Genomic DNA, 20,427 nt, shown 5'->3' on the forward strand with positions numbered 1-20,427 from the left:
AGTAATGGCTAGAAAGAGCTCTTTATTAGGTTTAGGTTTGGGTGCAGGTGCACTTGCGATGAAACTAATGTACGATAACAAATGGTATTCTCAAAAAAGCATTAAAAAAATGAGAAAGTCTTTAAAAAAGATGCTTTAATGTAAGGATGTAATTAGCACATGTCTGAGTGGGACATGTGCTTTTTGTGTCCGGTTTGATGGTAATTGATTTTAAAAACAATTCAAAATCAAAACTAACGATTACATAATTTATCTTAAAAACCTCCATACTAATTCCAGTATGGAGGTTTGTTATGGACGGATTAAAACTTAAGTGGATCTATCGATTATGTCTCGTTTTATTAATAGGACTAATCGGAATTGTATTTTATTATTTAAAACCGGTTTATTTTCATATCATTATTGGTATTTTAAAAGCGTTAATTCCATTTTTAATTGGACTCATTATAGCGTATTTATTACACCCAGCAATTGAGTACATTCATAAAAAAGGTTTGAAAAGAGTATATGCCATTCTTTTAATATATTTATTATTTTTTGGCGGAGCGGTATTGGGGTTATATTTATTGATACCGATATTTAAACAACAATGGAATGATATTCTTCTTTCTTTCCCTAAGGTACTTTCATTATATGATACGTTCCTATCGAAAATTGAGCGTAAAACCTCTAGAATGCCAATCTTTTTACATAATCGAGTGGATTTAATGATTAATGGTGCAGAGCAATTTGGTATTTCTTTAGTCAATCGAACCGGGGATTGGATGAAGCATTTTGTGAATAATTTCATCTCAATTGTCATTATTCCATTTATCGTTTTTTATTTTTTAAAGGATTATAAAGTTCTAGCAGATATATTAATCAAGTTTATTCCAACTAAATGGAGAGATGAGACAAAGGGTTTAGCTATTGAATTGGACAATACATTTGGTAAGTATATTCGTGGTCAAATTTTTGTTTGTTTCTTATTGTTTATTATGGCAACTATCTTTTTATGGATTGGAAAAATGAAATATGCACTGGTTTTAGGGCTGATAATTGGCATAACAGATATCATTCCATACTTTGGACCAATTATCGGTGCATTGCCTACTTTATTTTTAGCTGCATCTGAAGGTACGAGTCTGTTAATTCGTGTTGGTATTATATTAATTGTGTTGCAATTAATTGAAGGGAATGTATTGTCACCATTAATTATTGGAAAGTCGATTCACACCCATCCTGTGATCATTATGTTTACTTTATTAGTAGCAGGTGAAGTTGCAGGATTTACTGGTTTATTATTAGCAGTGCCTGGTTTAGTTGTGTTTATTTCAATCCTGAGGTATTTCCACAATAGAAAACAACATCTATCATCTTGACTTTCAATTTTTACAATGATACTATTTTTTCATACAATAAAATTTGCAAAATTTTGAAGGAAAAAGTATGTCACAGTCCATTTAAGCAATATTTGTGTAGAGAGAAGTTTCCTTGGCTGAAAGAAACTTTAATGAAGGGTGACAGAACAGCTACTCCTGAATGCAGCTAATCACTGACGTCTGGCCACGTTACGGTCTCTTGAGGTGATGAATAGACTAAGAGGCATGTAATGGCCTAAGCATTTGCTTTCTATTCATAATCAGGGTGGTATCGCGAGTACATCTCGTCCCTGTTTTAGGGACGGGATTTTTTTGTTTTTTCGACAAAATAATTTACATAAATATGGAGGTATACACTAAATGAAAAAGCTAACTGCTGCTCAAATTCGTCAAATGTATTTAGATTTCTTTAAACAAAAAGGTCACTCTGTTGAACCAAGTGCATCTTTAGTACCTGTAGATGATCCAACATTATTATGGATTAATAGTGGTGTTGCAACTTTAAAAAAATATTTTGATGGTCGAGTAATTCCTGAGAACCCAAGAATTACAAATTCTCAAAAATCAATCCGTACAAATGATATTGAAAATGTAGGGAAAACAGCTCGCCACCATACTTTCTTTGAAATGTTAGGTAACTTTTCGATTGGAGATTATTTCCGCGAAGAAGCAGTTACTTGGGGCTGGGAATTATTAACTTCAGATGAGTGGTTTGGATTTGAAAAAGAAAAATTATATGTGACTGTATATCCTGAAGATAAAGTTACTTATGATTTATGGATTAAATTAGGATTAGATCCTGAGCATATCATTCTGTTAGAAGGTAACTTCTGGGAAATTGGTGAAGGTCCATGTGGTCCTTGTACTGAAATTTTTTATGACCGTGGTACAAAATACGATGAAGAAAATATCGGCATTAAGCTGCTTAAAGAAGATTTAGAAAATGATCGTTATTTAGAAATTTGGAATATCGTATTTTCTCAATTCAATTCAAAAGACGGCTTAAATAGAAATGAATATCCAGAGTTACCAAGTAAAAACATTGATACTGGAATGGGCTTAGAGCGTATGGCAAGTGTCTTACAAGAAGTAGACACAAACTTTGATACAGATTTATTTATGCCAATTATCAATGTTGTAGAGACAATCTCTGGTCAATCATATAGAAATGGTGATTTAGATAAAGATACTGCGTTTAAAGTAATTGCAGATCACATCAGAACTGTATCATTTGCTGTAGCAGATGGTGCACTTCCATCAAACGAAGGAAGAGGATATGTTTTACGTAGACTGATTCGCCGTGCTGTACGTTATGCGAAAAAGCTAGGTGTAGAGCGTCCATTTATGTTTGAATTAGTACCTGTAGTTGCTGAAATTATGGAAAGCTACTATCCAACAGTGAAAGAAAAAATACCTTTTATTCAAAAAGTTATTAAAAATGAAGAAGAGCGTTTCCATGAAACATTACATGAAGGATTAGCACTTCTAACAACTGTTATGAAAGGTGCTAAAGCTGAAGACAGTACTGTTATTAAAGGGGAAGATGTGTTCCGTCTGTACGATACTTACGGATTCCCAATCGAATTAACAGAAGAGTACGCTGAAGAAGAAGGCTTAACAGTAGACCATAATGGCTTTGAAGTTGAGATGGAGAAGCAACGTGAACGTGCTCGTTCTGCTCGTCAAGACGTTGATTCTATGCAAGTGCAAAGTGAAGCACTTCGTGAAATTAAAGAAGTATCTACATTCGTAGGATATGGTGAAGGCATTGCCCAATCAACTGTTCTAGCTTTAGTAAAAGATGGCGAAAGAGTTGAAGATGTAGCGAATGGAGAAGAGGCTCACTTAATTCTTGATGTAACACCTTTCTACGCTGAAAGTGGCGGACAAATTGCGGATAGAGGAACTTTAACTGCAGCTGGATTAAAAGTAGAAGTTCTTGATGTACAAAAAGCACCTAATGGACAAAATTTACATCGTGTAAAAGTTGTTGAAGGCGCACTTTCAGTTGGTTCAAAGGTAACTGCTACAATTAATAAAGCTAATCGCTCTAGCATTGTTAAAAACCATACAGCAACTCATTTATTACACCAAGCATTAAAAGATGTATTAGGAACTCACGTGAATCAAGCTGGATCATTAGTAAACCAAGAACGTCTTCGTTTTGACTTTTCACATTTTGGTCAAGTTCTACCAGAAGAACTTGAAACAATCGAAAAAATTGTAAATGAAAAAATTTGGGAGAGCATTCCAGTTGTTATTTCTGAAAAAGCAATCGCTGAAGCAAAAGCAATGGGCGCGATGGCATTATTCGGCGAAAAATATGGCGATGTTGTAAGAGTTGTTCAAGTTGGTGACTATAGTCTTGAATTATGTGGTGGATGTCATGTTGATAACACAGCATCAATTGGTACTTTCAAAATTATTTCTGAGTCAGGTATTGGTGCAGGAACTCGTCGTATCGAAGCTGTTACAGGAAAAGCAGCTTACGAATATATGCAAGAGCAAATCGGTCAATTAAAAGATGCTGCAGGACTTTTAAAATCAAATACAAAAGATGTTGTATCTAGAATTGAAATTTTACAATCAGAATTAAAGCAAGTACAAAAAGAAAATGAATCACTTTCTTCAAAATTAAGTAACATTGAAGCAGGGAATATTAGTAACAATGTAAAAGAAGTAAATGGAGTTAAATTTGTTGCTGCCAAAGTAAATGGTGCAGATATGAATAGCCTTCGTACAATGGTTGATGATTTAAAAAATAAAGTTGGATCTGTAGTTGTATTGCTTGGATCTGCTAATGAAGGAAAAGTTAACCTAATTGCAGGTGTAACGAAGGATTTAGTGACTCAAGGATATCATGCTGGAAATCTTATTAAAGAAGCTGCTACAATTTGTGGCGGTGGAGGCGGAGGCCGTCCAGATATGGCTCAAGCTGGTGGTAAGGATGCATCTAAACTTGATGAGGCAATTGCATTTGTTGAACAATGGATGGCAACGATTTCTAAATAATAAAGAAATTGTGTACAATAACAGATAGATACGTTTAATGAAATTTTAGTTAATTCGTAATCTACCATATAAAAATGGTACAATATGATTAGCTAGAAATAAACGGATAAGTGGGGTGCCTTATATGGATTCATTTGATAAAACGATGAAGTTTAGTTTGCAAGACGAGGGACAAGATATTCGAGTAAATGAAGTATTATTAAAGGTTCATGATGCATTACAAGAAAAGGGCTATAATCCAATCAATCAAATAGTAGGATACTTATTATCAGGCGATCCTGCGTACATTCCTCGTCATAATGATGCAAGAAGTATGATGAAAAAGCTTGAACGTGATGAAATTATTGAAGAATTAGTAAAATCTTACTTACAACAACATCGTGGAGAATAATAAATGAGAGCACTTGGGCTAGATGTAGGAACTAAAACAATAGGCGTAGCTGTAAGTGATGCACTAGGTTGGACAGCTCAAGGAATTGAGACAGTTAAAATTAATGAAGAGCGCCAAATATTTGGACTTGACCGACTAAAAGAAATCATTGATAGCTATGAAATAGACAAAGTAATAGTAGGTTTGCCAAAAAATATGAATGGAAGTATTGGTGAACGTGGAGAAGCATGCCAACGTTTTGCCAAATTAATTGAAGAAGAATTCAATCTTCCGGTTATACTATGGGATGAAAGACTTTCTACGATGGCTGCTGAACGATTTTTAATCTCTGCGGATGTCAGTCGTAAAAAGAGAAAACAAGTAATTGATAAAATGGCTGCAGTAGTTATTTTACAAAATTACTTAGATAGTATAAAGTGATAATGAAAAGTGGAAGTGTGGAATGCATTTAACCATTCCACAATCCACTATACATATTTTGTTAAATGATAACGAGGTGATACAAATGGAACACGGTGAAGACAGACAAATTACGATCATAGATGAAGAAGGTAATGAGATTCTTTGCAATATCGTTTTAACTTTTGAATCTGATGATTATAATAAATCATACGTAATCTACACTGCAGTTGGACAAGAGTTCGATGAAGATGGAGATCCTGAATACCATGCTTCTAGCTTTATTCCTGCAGAAGATGGTGAAGACGGAGAATTATTCCCAATCGAAACTGATGAAGAGTGGGAAATGATTGAAGAAGTTCTTAATACTTTCTTTGATGAAGAAGAAGGCGAATAATTCAAATCACTTTTTTAAAATGCTAAACGCTTAATTAAGCGTTTAGCATTTTTTATGTAGAAAATTGCCGATAATTGGAATGTTTGTAGTATACTAATACGTGATAAAGGAGGTAGATAAGTCAATGTCATTTTCGAAGTTTGAAAAAAGAGGAATGAAATCATCAAATAAAAATAGAAGTGGAATGCGAGTTTTTCTATACATAATTATAGCGATCATAGTATGTATTGTAGCTGGTTTAGCTTCATACAAGTATATGTTAATGCCAGTTAATGCATCTAATAAACAAGAACAGCTAGTAACAATCCCACAAGGTAGCTCTGTAGGGGACATAGCATCAATTTTTAAGAAGCAAAAATTAATAAAAAATACTGATGTATTTAAGGTTTATGTAAAATTACATAATAATGCGAGTTTAAAGGCTGGTAATTATAATTTCAGTCAAAATCAAGATGTTGCTACAATCGTTAAACATCTACAAATGGGTGGGAAATACCAAGTTGCAGTTAAGGATTTAACAATTCCTGAAGGTACTCAACTGAAAGAAATCGCTGGTATTATTGCGAAAGAATTTAAGTTAGATGAAGCAACTGTACTAAAACAGTTAAATGATAAAGCGTTTATCCAATCACTACAAAAAAAGTACCCAGACTTATTAACGAATGAAATGTTCAAAAAGGGTATTCGTTATCACTTAGAAGGGTATTTATATCCATCAACCTATCTTTATGGTGAATTCAAACCAAGTCTAGAAGAAATTATTACACCTATGTTAAATCAAACAAAAAGTGTATTAGACAAGTATAAAAATGAGATGGCTGAGAAAAAACTGACACCTCATTCAACGTTAACAATGGCTTCCCTTATTGAAGAAGAAGCAAATGAATTAACAGATCGAAAATTAATTTCAAGCGTATTTTATAATCGACTTGATATTGATATGCCTTTACAAACAGATCCAACTGTTCTATATGCGTTAGGGAAACATAAAGCAAGAGTACTTTACAAAGATCTAGAGGTTGAGTCGCCATATAATACTTATTATATTAAAGGCTTACCAATCGGGCCAATTGCAAGTGCAGGAGTTGAAAGTATCGAAGCTGCATTAAAACCTGCAAAATCTGACTATTTATACTTTTTAGCGAATAAAGAGGGTGAAGTTATCTTCACTAAATCACTAGAAGAACATAATACAGAAAAAGATAAGCATATAAATTAAGAAGTTGGCAATACTTGTATAAAAAATAACAAATTCCTCAGTAAAATCATCGTTTTCACTGAGGAATTTTGTATATTAAAACGCTTTAAAAACTTGTTACTATTCTTGGTACTAGCCAAGGGTCTTTTTTTTATGTTAGAATATTACGGGTCAAAATAAATTCAGATATAGTAAATTTGCACGTATACCTTGTTTAAAAAGGTTGCAGTTTTAATGAAATTATAAAAATAAGAGATTCAGACTGACTGAAAACGTTTGTCTTTCGAGTCGCAGGAGCATGTTACCTTTTACGGTTATGAGCACCACAAGCATTCGATACAACGAAGAAAGCGAGCATTTGGCGTGAAGTCTGACACCTTGTTATACAAGGTTGTATTCTATTGGAGGCTTTATAAGAAATGGATGAAGTTTTAGTTCGCCAGTATTTGGCGAATTTTTATAAACATAGAGAACCTTTTATAGAAGAAATGGAATTGTATGCACTTGAGCAGCATGTTCCGATCATGGATAAAGCGGGCATGGAGTTTATGCTAGGATTATTGTATTTAATACAACCTACATCCATTTTAGAAATTGGAAGTGCAATCGGTTATTCAAGTATTCGAATGGCAAAAGCTTTCCCAGAGTTAAGTATTGTTACAATGGAACGAAATGCAGAGCGCATTCGTAAAGCGAAGGAATATATAGACAGAAGTGGATATAGTAATAGGATTACACTTTTAGAAGGAGATGCTTTACTTTTAAAAGATAATTTGCCAGACAACAGACAATTCGATGTCATATTTATAGATGCTGCGAAAGCTCAATATCAACGCTTTTTTGAATTGTACGAGCCATTATTATCTGACAGAGGTGTAATCATCTCAGATAATGTTTTATTTAAAGGACAAGTAGCAGAAAGTGCCGAGCTTGTTGATGATCGACGTAAACGAGCTTTAATTAAAAGGATACAAAATTACAATGAATGGTTAATGAATCATCCTATGTATGACTCGACAATTATTCCAATAGGTGATGGAGTGGCCATCAGTAAGAAAAGGGGAGTTAACAATGTTCAAGCCTGAATTATTAGTTACGCCAACAAACGTAAATGACATAGAAAAATTAGCCGATGCAGGTGCTAATGCAATTATGATTGGTGAACAGCGTTTTGGATTACGATTAGCAGGTGAATTTAATCGCGAAGCTGTAAAGGAAGCTGTTACTATTGCACATCAAAAAGGTATCAAAGTATATGTAGCAATGAACGGATTATATCATAATGAAATTTTAGAGGAAATTGACGACTATATTACATTTTTGCGTGATGCAAATGTAGACGCAATTGTATTCGGTGATCCGGCTGTATTAATGTCAGTACGTCAGATTGCGCCAAATATGCAATTACATTGGAATACAGAAACAACTGCAACTAACTGGTTTACTTGTAATTATTGGGGTAAACGTGGTGCGAAACGTGCTGTACTAGCAAGAGAGCTTAGCTTTGAAGCAGTAACAGAAATGAAAGAAAATGCTGAAGTAGAAATAGAAGTACAAGTTCATGGTATGACTTGTATGTTCCAATCTAAGAGATCACTTGTTGGAAACTACTTTGAATACCAAGGCAAAAATATGGAAGTTATTCAACAAAAAAAATACGAAGAAAATATGTTCTTAGTAGATAATGAACGAAATAATAAATATCCGATTTTTGAAGATATCAACGGAACGCACATTATGAGCCCAAATGATATTTGTATCATTAATGAGTTAGAAGAATTAATCGATGCCGGCATTGATTCATTAAAAATCGACGGAGTATTAAAATCATCAGAATACATCGTTGAAGTAACAAAACTATACAGACAAGCAATTGACCTATGTGTTGAAGACAGAGATGCTTACGAAGATATTAAAGAAGAGCTTTTCGAAAAAATCGAAGCAATCCAACCTGTAAACCGCAAATTAGATACAGGATTCTTCTTTAAAGAAACAGTTTATTAAACAAAACTAACATAAGGTCCTGACAAATATCAGAACAGAACAAGTGCAGTTGGTTTGTTCAATCTAACCTTTTGTACTCGAGGACTTCGTGTAGAAACTTGATAGAACGTAATGCTAAAGGGTGTTAAATGAAGGCCCAAATTTAAATAGAAAACAATAATTAACATGAAATATTGTAAGAGGAGGAAGAACAATGGCAATTGGACAATTAGATAAAATCGTTGATGGTAAACGCGTAATTGTAAAAAAACCAGAACTTTTAGCGCCAGCGGGTAATTTAGAGAAATTAAAAATTGCAGTCAGATACGGTGCAGATGCCGTGTTTATTGGTGGAAGAGAGTTTGGATTACGTTCGAATGCTGATAACTTCTCTTTAGAAGATATGGCTGAAGGTGTAGAATTTGCAAATAAATACGGAGCAAAAATTTATGTAACAACTAATATTTTTGCTCACAATGAAAACATGGACGGACTTGTTGAATATTTACAAGGAATTGAAACAGCAGGAGTAACTGGTATCATCGTAGCTGACCCATATATCATTGAGACTTGTAAACAAGCTGCTCCTAAATTAGAAGTACATCTAAGTACACAACAATCACTTTCAAATTATCGTGCAGCACAGTACTGGAAAGAAGAAGGATTACACCGATTAGTTTTAGCTCGTGAGACAAGCTATGAGGAAATCAAAGAAATTAAAGAAAAAGTAGATGTTGAAATTGAAACATTTATCCACGGAGCAATGTGTATTGCTTACTCAGGTCGCTGTACTTTAAGTAATCATATGACTGCACGTGATTCAAATCGCGGAGGATGCTGTCAGTCATGCCGTTGGGACTATGATTTAGTACAAACTGAATCACAAGTACAAGGCGCATCTGAAAGTTCATTATTCGAAGAAGAAGATGCTCCGTTTGCAATGAGCCCTAAAGATTTAAATTTATTAAGATCAATTCCTAAATTTATTGAAATTGGTGTAGATAGCTTAAAAATTGAAGGACGCATGAAATCAATCCATTACGTAGCTACAGTTGTTTCTGTTTACCGTAAAATTATTGATGCATATTGTGCTGATCCTGATAACTTTGAGTTTAAAGAAGAATGGGTTGAAGAATTAGACAAATGTGCGAATCGTGAAACAGCTTCTTCATTCTTTGAAGGGTTCCCAGGAATGAAAGAACAGATGTTTGGAAATCATAGCAAAAAAACTACGTATGATTTTGCTGGACTTGTATTAGACTATGATGAGCAAACAGGTATCGCAACAATTCAACAACGTAATTACTTTAAGCCTGGTGATCAAATTGAATTTTTTGGTCCGGAACTGGAAAACTTCAAACAAACTGTTGGCGTAATTGTTGATGAAGAAGGTACGGAATTAGATGCGGCAAGACATCCATTAGAAATTGTAAAAATTAAAGTTGATCAAAAGGTATATCCTTACAACATGATGAGAAAAAAGTTAGTTTGATAAGAAAGAGGGATTGAAGTATGGGGAATAAGCCCATTGTTATTGGAATTGCTGGAGGTACTGGCTCTGGTAAAACATCTGTGACTAAGGCAATTTATGACCAATTTAAAGGTCATTCGATTTTAATGATTCAGCAAGATTCTTATTATAAAGATCAAACTCACTTACCAATGGAAGAAAGATTAAAAACAAATTACGATCATCCATTAGCATTTGATAATGATTTATTTATTGAACATATCAATCAATTATTACAATATAAAGCAATTGAAAAACCTGTATATGATTATACAATTCATACTAGATCTTCAGAAACAATCCCTGTTGACCCAAAAGAAGTTATTATTTTAGAAGGTATATTGGTTTTAGAAGATGAGCGTTTACGTGATTTAATGGATATTAAAATATTCGTTGATACTGATGCTGATTTAAGAATCCTTCGTAGAATACAGCGTGATATAAAAGAACGTGGTAGAACAGTTGACTCAGTTGTAGACCAATATGTTAATGTTGTTCGACCAATGCACAATCAATTTTGTGAGCCATCAAAGAAATTTGCTGATATCATTATTCCAGAAGGTGGACAAAATTTTGTTGCAATTGACTTAATGGCAACGAAAATTCAGACTATACTTGAAAGAGTAAGTGTATTATAATACCTTAATATGAGAGAATAATTCATAAATCATAGATAAGAAAGATGGAGAAGGTCTAGCTTCTTCATCTTTCTATATAAAAAGAATGCGTTTTCATAAAGTGAATGAATCATTAATTATTCTCATACACTGTTTGTACAACTACATTGTATAAACATAACATTAGGAATTCTACATAAAGAAACGGTGGATACTAAAAGGAGTGTACAAAATGGCTATTGAAAAAAAATTCCCAATGACATTAGCTGGGAAAGAAAAATTAGAACAAGAATTAGAAACTTTAAAAACAGTAAAACGTGCTGAGGTTGTAGAACGTATTAAAATTGCTCGTAGTTTTGGTGATTTATCAGAGAACTCAGAGTACGATGCAGCTAAAGATGAGCAAGCGTTTGTTGAAGGCCGTATTACAACTTTAGAAAACATGATTCGTAATGCTGAAATTATTACAGAAAGCAAAGAAGCTTCTGATACAGTAGCTTTAGGAAAATCAGTAACATTTTTAGAATTACCAGCAGGCGATGAAGAAACATACGCAATCGTAGGTAGTGCTGAAGCTGACCCATTTGAAGGTAAAATTTCAAACGACTCTCCAATTGCTAGAAGCTTATTAGGTAAAAAAGTCGGTGAAGAAGTTACAGTTTCAACTCCAGGTGGAGATATGCAAGTTAGAATTATTGCTGTTAAGTAATCAGTAATTGTTTAAAAATTTAAAATAATAGTTTGAAATAAGAACACCCCGTCTACAATGTAGATGAGGTGTTTTTTTATGAAAAGAAGAATTAAAGCCGTACTCATTTTATTTTCATTATTATTTTCTGTATTATTATTCAGATGTTTAGATATAGGGGTTCTACATCAAAAAAACTTTGGGCCAAGTCATGTTAATTTAATTGAGAGAAGTGTGGCGCAAAGAACATTTCAATTTCGAATTGATAATGGACGCGGAAAAATTTTGGATCGAAATGAAAAGCTACTAAGTGCGGCATATACACCAAAAGTAATATTATTTCCATTCTTAAAAAGTATAGATTGGCCAATTGAGAAATTGTCGGCTATTACTGGAGTCTCCGAATATGATATTAAAAACCAATTCATTGGGAAAAAAGAACCTTTTACATTAAAAGGAATTTCGAAAGAATTAACATCAGAAAAAATAGATCAGATTAATAATTTACATGTTTCTGGCTTAATCTCAATGTTGTCACAAGATGAAGATGATCAGCATTTAGCTGAACATCTAATAGGAATTGCAAGGGAAAATAAAGAACAATATGAAAAGCAATACGAGAGTGACCGTGATTATAAGCCAAAAGAGTTTGGCGTAATTGGATTAGAAGCACAATTTGAAGATTTTCTAAAGTCAGATGGAACGTCTAATTTAATGCTTCATGTTGATAATTTAGGTAAACCAATGTTTGGAAATGAAGTTAAGTATGCCAAACCTAGTAATCCTTTCTATCCGGTCTCTTTAGCAACGACAATAGATAAAGAATTACAACAAATACTTGAACAAGCTGTGAATCAAGCAAAGCTACAAAAAGGAGCAGCTGTTCTAATAGATGTGAAAACAAATAAATTACTAGCAATGGTAAGTAGACCATCTATGAACTATCAAAATTTATTTTCAAAAAATGATAATACAGCTACGAACTTTGCCTTACAGCCTAGTACACCGGGATCTGTCTTTAAAACAGTTGTAGCTGCTGCGGCAATTGATCAAGGAATTGTACAAGATAAGCAAATGTATAACTGTAATAAGGATCTCCGTGGTAATTATGAAACAGATGAAGATAAAAGAAAAGGGAATTTAACTTTTGAAGAAAGCTTTTATGCTAGCTGTAATTATACATTTGGATTGTTAGGACAGAAATTATCATTAAAAAATAAAGATATGTTTGAAACATATGCAACTAAATTAGGTATGAATGGTCCTGTAGGTTGGACAGGTTCTGTATATCATGAAGCAAGTTTTAGCCAATTTCAAAACGAAGGAAATTCAACCTACTTTGGTGGAAATAAACCACTAGAGGGATTAAGAAATACCTCAATCGGTCAAAAGGATGTAAAAGTAACGCCATTAGCTGTTGCTAATATGATGTCAACAATCGCTCGGGGAGGATCACCAAAGCAAGTTAAAGTAGTGGATTCAGTTCTGTATAAGAATGGTACAGAAATGTTTTCATTTGAAGATCAAGCATTAACAGATGATTACTTATCGCCCGATTCTATGCAACAGTTAAGAGAAATGCTGCGTGGTGTCATCATAAATGAAAAAGGGACGGGAAGAAGATATAGTACGCTTCCTTACACACTAGCTGGAAAAAGTGGTACTGCTGAAACAAAAAAAGAAAAAGACAAAATTACTGAACAGAATAAATGGTTTGCAGGCTATTTTCCATATGAAAAACCAAGGTATGCCTTTGCGGTCGTGAGCTTAAATGTGAAAGATGATATTACATCGACATCGGATACGGTTACAAATTTAGTAAAATCTATCTACCAATACGACAAAACTCACAAAAAATAGACTATTTTGTATTAATGAACTCTATGATAAAATAGGGAAAATTAGTTGTTTTTGGGGGATTTTGTCAATGGCTTCAGTAGAAAAGAATGGAAGGGTTCGCAAGCTAAGAAGAGTACGTAGAGGAAATTACTTTTTTCAAATTCTATTAGTACCACTACTTATTGGTATCGTTTATTTAGGCGTAAAAATATCTGTGCCTATAATTGAACAAAAAAAAATCGAGCCGAAGCAAGCAATAGCAGAACACTCTACACCAGCTATGGAAACAAAACCGATTGCAACAGATGAACCGAACCCATACCAAGCAAAATTTAGAGATAAAGTTAATGAGATTATAAAGAATTCTATTGAAGATGAAAATATCATTCAATCTACAGTTAAGGAGTGGAAACCAACTGCCACTTCACAAACTGGTGATCATATCGTTCAATACAGTTTTCAATCAAGTGATTTCTACGAAATGGAAGAAGCAGTTTCTAATGCGATTTCATTAACGAAAAAGGATTTTTCAGTATGGCATCTTGGAAAGGGTTATGACGATCAAAGTGTAAAGGTATATGTTGCTACGACAGACTTAACATATAAGTATGTGGTGCATTTACATTGGGTAGAAAATGAAGGTTGGTTGCCAATTCTAGTACAAGAAGTGAATGAGTTAAAATATTAATAATAAAATTTTCTTCAAGCAGTAGATTTCTCACTTAATCAATAAGGAGGTCTTCTGCTTGTTTTTGCGCGATATAGGTGTAGGATTTGTTTGTGTGTGGTAAAATGATAAAAGTTTGATAGAAAGTAGGGATTTAGTTTGAAAATAGCAATTATTGGTGCAATGGAAGAAGAAGTACACGTATTACGTGATAAATTAGATAACTTAAAAAAAGAAGTAGTAGCTGGTTCGGAATATAATGTTGGTACATATGAAGGTAAAGAAGTCATTTTATTAAAATCAGGAATTGGTAAAGTAAATGCTGCAATGGCAACTGCTATTTTATTAGAAAAATATCAACCAGATGTAGTCATTAATACTGGATCTGCTGGTGGGTTGCATACTGATCTAAATGTAGGTGATGTAGTTATCTCTACAGAAGTTCGTCATCATGATGTTGACGTAACAGCATTTAATTATGAGTACGGACAAGTTCCAGGTATGCCTGCAGCGTTTCCAGCAGACGAGAAATTAAAAGAGATTGCTAAAAAATGTGCAGAAAAAGTAAATGGCATTCAAGTTGTTGAAGGCTTAATCGTGACTGGTGATTCATTCATGAATGATCCAGTAAGAGTTGAGTTTGTAAAAGGCAAATTCGGTGATCTTTATGCAGTAGAAATGGAAGCAGCGGCTATTGCTCAAGTTTGTTATGCATTTAAAGTACCATTTGTTGTAACACGTGCATTATCAGATATCGCTGGTAAAGAATCAAGCATTTCATTTGATCAATTTATCCATACGGCAGCTGTCAATTCTACTCTTATGGTAGAGGAAATGATTAAAGCGCTATAATGTAGGAAAAGATGCCTTTTTGAAAAGGCATCTTTTATTTTATGGCACTATAGATATATACTTTGTGCAAGAAATGTGAAGAGATTAATCCTTATCTATAGGTTAATTATAGAGTAGATAGATTACACGGAATTCACCAGTTTAATAAATAAGTATGGATTAATGTAACTTTAAATTAAGACAAGCAGCCACATAATTGTGCCTGCTTGTTTTTTCATTTTATTTTTTAACGACAGGTACCCAAAATTCGCCGGAAAAAGTGCCGTCGCCGTTATCTTTGCGATAAGTAGCGTTTGGACCGCCAACGTAAGCATAGTCAGTAATTTGGGCCAAGACTTCGCCAAAAGCACGGTATGTTAGCTGATCAAACAAAGTTTCCTTGTCGCCATTTCCTGCGACCACGATATACTCGCCTTCTGGAAACTCGATGATTCGCGTTGCGTCAGCCACTGATTTACCAGCTTCTACTGCAAAATAATTCCACGGTTTGCCTTGATACACTTCGTTGACTGACCATTCGCGATCGTCCTTTGCTGCGTTTTTAAGCTTATCAAAACGGCCGTCAGCTTTAAGTAAGCCCCAAAACTCAGTTTTTTCTTTTTGCATAGCTTGCATGTCTTGAAAATTCGACTGGATTGAAAAACCATAAGCGGTCAATGTGAATGATTTTTTATGTTCAAGTGTGTAATTAGCCATATAAGCACTCCTTTTTTCATGTTTATTTTTCCGAGAGGTCGAGCACCGCTAAAAATACCAACGTATCTCAAATTGGTTAAGCAAAACCCTTATATTACCTAAAGCTTACATTAATTTTGAAAAATTTTACAGAGTTTATCCTTCAATTTTTTTTACACGAAGCCACATTTCTCCGTAGAATTCACCGTTTTCAGCTGATTTGACGAATGTTGAGTTACCAGGACCAACGTATTTGTAGTCTGTGATTTCTTGCAACATGCCGCTGAAAACCTTGCCTGTAATTTCGTCAGCTAGGTATTCTTTGTTAGTACCTGTGCCAGGCACGACAAGGTAGTCGCCAGCTAGGAAATCAAGTACGACAGCACCTTCCACATCGAATTCACCCATTACGCCGAAGCCACGCCAAGCCTTATGGTCGATGACGTAGTTAATTTGATATTCTTGCCCATCAGCTTTCGAGAGTAGTTCAGCTAGCTTTCCATTTTCAGTGATTTCAGCTTTTTTCGCTGCAGTTTTTGCTGCATTACCTGCCCAGTCGTTGTAGTCCTCAAGTGAAACACCGAAAGCAGTCATTTTGTAGTTTTCTGAGATAGTTTTGATTGAGTATTTAGACATTTTATTCTCTCCTTTGTGGATTTAGTTTTTACAAGATTGATTCTATTTGCCAAATGTATCAAAAAATGATACTTTTTTTACGGAAATCAATTATTTAATTTTTATTAACTTATCCACTTAAAAATTAAAAATAAAATTTAACTATTATTTCTGTTATTGATTTTGCTACATTTTTGATACAATAAAAATATGAAGAAAATAGAACGAGTTAACTTAATCATGCGCTACATAAATAATCGTGCACATTTTACGATTGCCGAGATTCAACGGGAGTTCAAAATATCCCGCGCGACGGCAATCCGCGACATTAATGAGATTCAGGCGATGGGATTTCCACTGACCTCCGAGCTTGGACGAGGTGGAGGCTACTATGTCATGCAAAATCAGTATCTGCCCGCCACCCGCTTCACGCCAGAAGAGCTGAAGGCGATGTTTATCAGCTTTATCGCTTCAAAAAATTCGCAGCTACCTTATCTGCAAAATCGCCGGTCAATTACTGAAAAACTCATCGGCATTGCTTCGCAAACCCAGCAGGACGAACTAATTGAACTGAATAATATTTTGCTTTTTGAAAATACAAATCCTGCCAATCCAAATCTTTTGGAGCTCGATGATGCTGCGCCTGCAGAGCTAAACAAACTGATTTCTCTTGCTGTACAGGATAAGCATTTGCGCGTGACTTATGAGTTGACTCCTGGATGGCCGCAGTTGATGGATGTTTTTTTACTGCATATTTTTAACTCGAATGCTCAGTGGCTGGTCGAAGTTTTTGATTTTGATTCGGAGGAGTTTCGTTATTTGCCTGTTGAAATGCTGAGGGATTCGGCATTTTCTGAGCAGGAGATGAAGTGGTCCGAGCAAGAAATTTTAAGTAAAAAACTGCTTTTTGCACGTGAGTCCAATCTTGTTGTGAAGCTTGATACGACAGGGATTATGCGTTTTAAGCGAATGCATCCGCCGGGGATTATTTTATCATTTACAGGGATGTTTCAGTCGAGTGGGATATTCAATGTTCAGCTGGATGTAACCGATGTTGAGGCATTGGAGTATTATGCTGATTGGCTTTTGTTTTTGGGAAAAGGGGTTGAGTTTGAGAGGATTCCTATTGAGCTGCGAGTGATTTTGGAAGACCGATTAGCCAATTTAAGATTTCCTTGAGTTTTGCGTTGGATGGAATTAGTTTTAACAATTTATTGTAACTTGGAAGGGCCTGTCATCAATGAACAAAAATTGTTTATTGTGATAGGCGCTTTTTATTTCTAAATGAATGCGCAGAAGCTTAACTAATTATATAAAAAAATCAAAAGTAAGTATGGTCAACACGACTAATTTCAATTATGACTCTTTATCAATTGGTGAATGTATTTTATCTTTGTATAAATCAAAATATAGTTGATTATTTGTCCCTTGAACACAATATGAAACATCAGTTAAAGTTAGTCCTCGTTGCTTTAATTCCGTATATATCCAACTTTTTGTTAAGTGATGCTGCGTAAAATTTTTGGTAATAATTTGACCATCCATAATTAATTCAATAGGAAATGATGATTGAGGTGGAGTTGAAATACCCAAATCTTTTCTAGTTACATATCGATATGGAGGTTTTTTTAATACGGATAATTGTCCATCAGCTTCAATGATTGCGTATTCTACTTCATCTATATCGAATATATCCTTTTTTCTCAAGGATTGATTTAAAGAATCAAGTGTAAATTTTAATTTTTTCAAGTTCTTTTCTAGAATTTTTCCATCTTCTATAACAACAGTAGGTCCTCCGTTAAATAATGCTCGGGCTTTTCTATTTTTCAATGAAATTAACGTGGCGATAAATATAATTGTGCTAAAAATTACTAATGCAGTTATAAAGTTACTGAAATCTATGGAAGTATTAAAAGTCAAATTTCCAGCAATAGATCCAAGAGTAATTGAAGCAATATAGTCATGAGATGTCATTTGAGATATTGTTTGTTTTCCAAGTATATGTGCAATACAAGTAAGTAAAACAAAAGCTGACAGAGTTCTAAGTATGACTTCAATAGTCACAATCATTATAATCACCTTGGGACGTTTTATTTAATCTAGCATCTTTACTATTAGCTAATTACTGCTCTTCCATTCCTATTCTTTATTACTCAATAACATTAATAGTGCTTCTTAATTTTGAAAATCAGTAACCCAACAATGCAGCAAATCCCAATTCTAGTAAATGGTGAAACAGATATCATAAAAATATTGAAACTACCATCAAAAGGATGAGGGGAAAGTAAGCGTTAGGTTTCTTAGGAAAAAGCAATGGCCACAAAATTGTGGTCATTTTTTTAAAATCAAATACAATGTATATTTCGTTGGTTATTGAGTGAGTACTCACTTTTTTGTTGACGTTATCTTAAATAGCGAATATGATAAAAGTGAGTACTCACTCATTCCGAAATATAATATAAATAATTATAATAGAACGGAGGATGATGATGAACGAAGTTGTACGAATTCACAAGGTTGATCGTCTTTTTGGAAAAAAAAGTGTTTTAAAAAGTATTTCAATGAATATTGGTGAAGGAGAAATTTTTGGAATATTAGGCCCATCTGGATCAGGTAAGACAACATTAATTAAGTTAATTGCAGGTATTGATAAATGTACAAAAGGGGAGGTACTAGTATACGGAAAAGAAATGCCCGATTTTACTGTACTTACCAAAATCGGTTATATGGGACAGTCTGATGCATTGTATACAGATCTAACTGGCTACGATAATTTAAGCTTCTTTTGTTCTCTTTATAATTTAAAAGGCAAGGAATTAAAAAATAGAATTCAAGAAGTAGCAGAAATTGTTGGATTGGAAGAGGCACTGAATAAGCAAGTACATCATTATTCAGGTGGAATGAAGAAAAGATTATCACTTGCGATTTCAATACTCCATAAACCAACATTGTTAATCCTTGATGAACCTACTGTGGGAATTGATCCAGTTTTAAGAAAACAAATTTGGAAGCAATTTACGGATATGAAGGAGCAAGGAACGACAATTATTATTACAACTCACATTATGGAAGAAGCAGAGAAATGTGAACGAATCGGTTTAATACGTGAAGGTGAGTTAATTGCTTTAGATACGACAGAAAGTTTAATCTCTAAGTCTGAAACTGGAAAAATTGAAGATTTATATTTTAAAAATGAGGTGAGCTTATGAAAGTCTTTGCGATCGCAAAAAGAATCATCAAACAATTTTTGAAAGATAAACGTTCTCTTGCAATGATTTTTGTAGCTCCTATCGTTTTATTATTTTTATTTTCTTATATTCTAAAACAAGATGATTCAAAACCAACATTGGCACTAATAAATGCACCACAAATTTTTGAAAATGAACTTAAAAATTTTGCAAAGATAGTAGATGTTGATAAGTCTAAGATAAAAGATCAACTGAAAGATAAAAAAATTGATGGGGCAGTTCTATTTAAAAATGAAAAAATTATTGTTCAGTTTGAGGGAACTGATAATGCAAGAACCTCAGCTGTAGTAACTGCGATTCAAGACACAATAAAAGAAATTACACCAACACAATTCAAAATTGTAATGGACCCAATTTATGGTAGTGATAAAATGGAAACCTTTGATTCAATTGGACCAATTTTTATCGGATTTTTCTCATTCTTATTTGTATTTATTCTAGCGGGTATTTCATTTGTTCGTGAACGTTTAACAACAACTTTAGAACGATTACTAGTAACACCTGTAAAACGGTGGGAAATTGTTTTTGGTTATATACTGGGCTTTGGATTCTTTGCATTAATCCAATCTTTGATTATAACAATCTTTTCAATCAATGTATTAGATATGTATAATGTAGGTGATGCATGGGAAGTGTGTATCGTTAATATTTTACTATCATTAACTGCGCTTACACTTGGGATGTTATTATCTGCTTATGCAAATAATGAGTTTCAAGTTGTTCAATTTATTCCAGTTATCGTTGTCCCTCAAATACTGTTTTCTGGTATTTTTTCTACTGCCTTCTTACCAAACTGGTTTAAAGTATTTGGTAGTATCCTACCTTTAACATATGGTGCAGAAGCATTACGAGCTATTATGATAAAAGGGCAATCATTATCTGATATCGGTTTGCAAATTGCCATTTTACTTGGATTTTCAATTTGCTTTATCGTGATCAATATTTTTGCTTTAAAGAAACAGCGTTCTATATAAG

The 20,427-nt window shown here is 33.8% G+C and carries 21 protein-coding genes; 18 read left to right on the forward strand and 3 right to left on the reverse strand.

Annotated elements, in window-relative coordinates:
- Nucleotides 1-4: 4 nt before the first annotated feature.
- From ACX6U0_RS08920 to mtnN, 15 genes are all read left to right on the forward strand, one after another.
- Entirely contained in the window at nt 5-139 is a 135-nt protein-coding gene (locus ACX6U0_RS08920; RefSeq protein ID WP_464959611.1) for a DUF3918 family protein, read from the forward strand.
- A gap of 154 nt (nt 140-293) precedes the next feature.
- Entirely contained in the window at nt 294-1,361 is a 1,068-nt protein-coding gene (locus ACX6U0_RS08925; RefSeq protein WP_464959612.1) for an AI-2E family transporter, read from the forward strand.
- Between the two features lie 360 nt (nt 1,362-1,721).
- Nucleotides 1,722-4,373, forward strand: coding sequence for an alanine--tRNA ligase (alaS, locus tag ACX6U0_RS08930; protein ID WP_464959613.1), 2,652 nt, complete (start codon nt 1,722-1,724; stop codon nt 4,371-4,373).
- 124 nt (nt 4,374-4,497) lie between these two features.
- On the forward strand, nt 4,498-4,764 hold the full coding sequence (locus ACX6U0_RS08935; protein ID WP_056472706.1) for an IreB family regulatory phosphoprotein: 267 nt from the start codon (nt 4,498-4,500) through the stop codon (nt 4,762-4,764).
- 3 nt (nt 4,765-4,767) lie between these two features.
- Complete coding sequence (gene ruvX, locus ACX6U0_RS08940) at nt 4,768-5,184, forward strand: Holliday junction resolvase RuvX (RefSeq protein ID WP_464959614.1); 417 nt, start codon at nt 4,768-4,770, stop codon at nt 5,182-5,184.
- 85 nt (nt 5,185-5,269) lie between these two features.
- Nucleotides 5,270-5,560 (forward strand): DUF1292 domain-containing protein, encoded by a 291-nt coding sequence (locus tag ACX6U0_RS08945; protein ID WP_087998669.1) that lies wholly within the window; start codon nt 5,270-5,272, stop codon nt 5,558-5,560.
- 124 nt (nt 5,561-5,684) lie between these two features.
- The gene (mltG, locus tag ACX6U0_RS08950; RefSeq protein ID WP_464959615.1) at nt 5,685-6,779 is read left to right on the forward strand and encodes an endolytic transglycosylase MltG; all 1,095 of its coding nucleotides are present in this window, start codon (nt 5,685-5,687) and stop codon (nt 6,777-6,779) included.
- Between the two features lie 398 nt (nt 6,780-7,177).
- The gene (locus ACX6U0_RS08955; protein WP_464959616.1) at nt 7,178-7,843 is read left to right on the forward strand and encodes an O-methyltransferase; all 666 of its coding nucleotides are present in this window, start codon (nt 7,178-7,180) and stop codon (nt 7,841-7,843) included.
- A complete protein-coding gene (locus ACX6U0_RS08960; protein ID WP_464959617.1) occupies nt 7,830-8,762 on the forward strand; it encodes a peptidase U32 family protein in 933 nt (310 codons plus the stop codon). The genes ACX6U0_RS08955 and ACX6U0_RS08960 overlap by 14 nt, the downstream gene beginning before the upstream one ends.
- Nucleotides 8,763-8,955: 193 nt before the next feature.
- Nucleotides 8,956-10,233, forward strand: a complete 1,278-nt coding sequence (locus ACX6U0_RS08965) for a peptidase U32 family protein (protein WP_464959618.1) — start codon at nt 8,956-8,958, stop codon at nt 10,231-10,233.
- A 20-nt stretch (nt 10,234-10,253) separates the two neighbouring features.
- Nucleotides 10,254-10,889: a uridine kinase gene (udk, locus tag ACX6U0_RS08970; protein ID WP_464959619.1), complete on the forward strand. Its 636-nt coding sequence runs from the start codon at nt 10,254-10,256 to the stop codon at nt 10,887-10,889.
- 211 nt (nt 10,890-11,100) lie between these two features.
- On the forward strand, nt 11,101-11,577 hold the full coding sequence (gene greA / locus ACX6U0_RS08975; protein WP_087998674.1) for a transcription elongation factor GreA: 477 nt from the start codon (nt 11,101-11,103) through the stop codon (nt 11,575-11,577).
- Nucleotides 11,578-11,655: 78 nt separating this feature from the next.
- Entirely contained in the window at nt 11,656-13,416 is a 1,761-nt protein-coding gene (locus tag ACX6U0_RS08980; RefSeq protein ID WP_464959620.1) for a peptidoglycan D,D-transpeptidase FtsI family protein, read from the forward strand.
- Between the two features lie 67 nt (nt 13,417-13,483).
- Nucleotides 13,484-14,083 carry a YrrS family protein gene (locus ACX6U0_RS08985; protein WP_464959621.1) on the forward strand — a complete coding sequence of 200 codons (600 nt, stop codon included), beginning with the start codon at nt 13,484-13,486 and terminating at the stop codon, nt 14,081-14,083.
- Nucleotides 14,084-14,221: 138 nt separating this feature from the next.
- Nucleotides 14,222-14,914, forward strand: coding sequence for a 5'-methylthioadenosine/S-adenosylhomocysteine nucleosidase (gene mtnN, locus ACX6U0_RS08990; protein WP_464959622.1), 693 nt, complete (start codon nt 14,222-14,224; stop codon nt 14,912-14,914).
- Between the two features lie 219 nt (nt 14,915-15,133).
- Here mtnN and ACX6U0_RS08995 read toward each other — a convergent pair whose 3' ends face one another.
- Nucleotides 15,134-15,610: a GyrI-like domain-containing protein gene (locus ACX6U0_RS08995; RefSeq protein WP_464959623.1), complete on the reverse strand. Its 477-nt coding sequence runs from the start codon at nt 15,608-15,610 to the stop codon at nt 15,134-15,136.
- A 135-nt stretch (nt 15,611-15,745) separates the two neighbouring features.
- Nucleotides 15,746-16,225 carry a hypothetical protein gene (locus ACX6U0_RS09000; protein ID WP_464959624.1) on the reverse strand — a complete coding sequence of 160 codons (480 nt, stop codon included), beginning with the start codon at nt 16,223-16,225 and terminating at the stop codon, nt 15,746-15,748.
- Nucleotides 16,226-16,414: 189 nt separating this feature from the next.
- Between ACX6U0_RS09000 and ACX6U0_RS09005 the strand changes: the two genes are divergently transcribed.
- On the forward strand, nt 16,415-17,383 hold the full coding sequence (locus tag ACX6U0_RS09005) for a helix-turn-helix transcriptional regulator (protein ID WP_464959625.1): 969 nt from the start codon (nt 16,415-16,417) through the stop codon (nt 17,381-17,383).
- A gap of 177 nt (nt 17,384-17,560) precedes the next feature.
- On the opposite strand, the gene ACX6U0_RS09010 is transcribed toward ACX6U0_RS09005, so the two are convergent.
- Nucleotides 17,561-18,274, reverse strand: coding sequence for a DUF421 domain-containing protein (locus tag ACX6U0_RS09010; RefSeq protein WP_464959626.1), 714 nt, complete (start codon nt 18,272-18,274; stop codon nt 17,561-17,563).
- Nucleotides 18,275-18,690: 416 nt separating this feature from the next.
- On the opposite strand from ACX6U0_RS09010, the gene ACX6U0_RS09015 reads away from it, so the two are divergent.
- Entirely contained in the window at nt 18,691-19,413 is a 723-nt protein-coding gene (locus ACX6U0_RS09015) for an ABC transporter ATP-binding protein (RefSeq protein ID WP_464959627.1), read from the forward strand.
- The gene (locus ACX6U0_RS09020) at nt 19,410-20,426 is read left to right on the forward strand and encodes an ABC transporter permease (protein WP_464959628.1); all 1,017 of its coding nucleotides are present in this window, start codon (nt 19,410-19,412) and stop codon (nt 20,424-20,426) included. Before ACX6U0_RS09015 ends, ACX6U0_RS09020 begins: the two co-directional genes overlap by 4 nt.
- The last annotated feature ends 1 nt before the right edge of the window (nt 20,427 follow it).

It is taken from the genome of Gottfriedia sp. ABJ_BB2_2, assembly GCF_055484705.1.

What these genes read in the sequence shown, in the direction of transcription:
- ACX6U0_RS08985 (WP_464959621.1), top strand. Translation starts at nt 13,484, where the DNA reads ATGGCTTCAGTAGAAAAGAATGGAAGGGTTCGCAAGCTAAGAAGAGTA.
- ACX6U0_RS08925 (WP_464959612.1), top strand. Translation starts at nt 294, where the DNA reads ATGGACGGATTAAAACTTAAGTGGATCTATCGATTATGTCTCGTTTTA.
- ACX6U0_RS08935 (WP_056472706.1), top strand. Translation starts at nt 4,498, where the DNA reads ATGGATTCATTTGATAAAACGATGAAGTTTAGTTTGCAAGACGAGGGA.
- ACX6U0_RS08995 (WP_464959623.1), bottom strand. Translation starts at nt 15,610, where the DNA reads ATGGCTAATTACACACTTGAACATAAAAAATCATTCACATTGACCGCT.
- udk (WP_464959619.1), top strand. Translation starts at nt 10,254, where the DNA reads ATGGGGAATAAGCCCATTGTTATTGGAATTGCTGGAGGTACTGGCTCT.
- ACX6U0_RS09015 (WP_464959627.1), top strand. Translation starts at nt 18,691, where the DNA reads ATGATGAACGAAGTTGTACGAATTCACAAGGTTGATCGTCTTTTTGGA.
- greA (WP_087998674.1), top strand. Translation starts at nt 11,101, where the DNA reads ATGGCTATTGAAAAAAAATTCCCAATGACATTAGCTGGGAAAGAAAAA.
- mltG (WP_464959615.1), top strand. Translation starts at nt 5,685, where the DNA reads ATGTCATTTTCGAAGTTTGAAAAAAGAGGAATGAAATCATCAAATAAA.
- ruvX (WP_464959614.1), top strand. Translation starts at nt 4,768, where the DNA reads ATGAGAGCACTTGGGCTAGATGTAGGAACTAAAACAATAGGCGTAGCT.
- ACX6U0_RS08920 (WP_464959611.1), top strand. Translation starts at nt 5, where the DNA reads ATGGCTAGAAAGAGCTCTTTATTAGGTTTAGGTTTGGGTGCAGGTGCA.
- alaS (WP_464959613.1), top strand. Translation starts at nt 1,722, where the DNA reads ATGAAAAAGCTAACTGCTGCTCAAATTCGTCAAATGTATTTAGATTTC.
- ACX6U0_RS08965 (WP_464959618.1), top strand. Translation starts at nt 8,956, where the DNA reads ATGGCAATTGGACAATTAGATAAAATCGTTGATGGTAAACGCGTAATT.
- ACX6U0_RS08960 (WP_464959617.1), top strand. Translation starts at nt 7,830, where the DNA reads ATGTTCAAGCCTGAATTATTAGTTACGCCAACAAACGTAAATGACATA.
- ACX6U0_RS08980 (WP_464959620.1), top strand. Translation starts at nt 11,656, where the DNA reads ATGAAAAGAAGAATTAAAGCCGTACTCATTTTATTTTCATTATTATTT.
- ACX6U0_RS08945 (WP_087998669.1), top strand. Translation starts at nt 5,270, where the DNA reads ATGGAACACGGTGAAGACAGACAAATTACGATCATAGATGAAGAAGGT.
- ACX6U0_RS09000 (WP_464959624.1), bottom strand. Translation starts at nt 16,225, where the DNA reads ATGTCTAAATACTCAATCAAAACTATCTCAGAAAACTACAAAATGACT.
- ACX6U0_RS09020 (WP_464959628.1), top strand. Translation starts at nt 19,410, where the DNA reads ATGAAAGTCTTTGCGATCGCAAAAAGAATCATCAAACAATTTTTGAAA.
- ACX6U0_RS09005 (WP_464959625.1), top strand. Translation starts at nt 16,415, where the DNA reads ATGAAGAAAATAGAACGAGTTAACTTAATCATGCGCTACATAAATAAT.
- ACX6U0_RS09010 (WP_464959626.1), bottom strand. Translation starts at nt 18,274, where the DNA reads ATGATTGTGACTATTGAAGTCATACTTAGAACTCTGTCAGCTTTTGTT.
- ACX6U0_RS08955 (WP_464959616.1), top strand. Translation starts at nt 7,178, where the DNA reads ATGGATGAAGTTTTAGTTCGCCAGTATTTGGCGAATTTTTATAAACAT.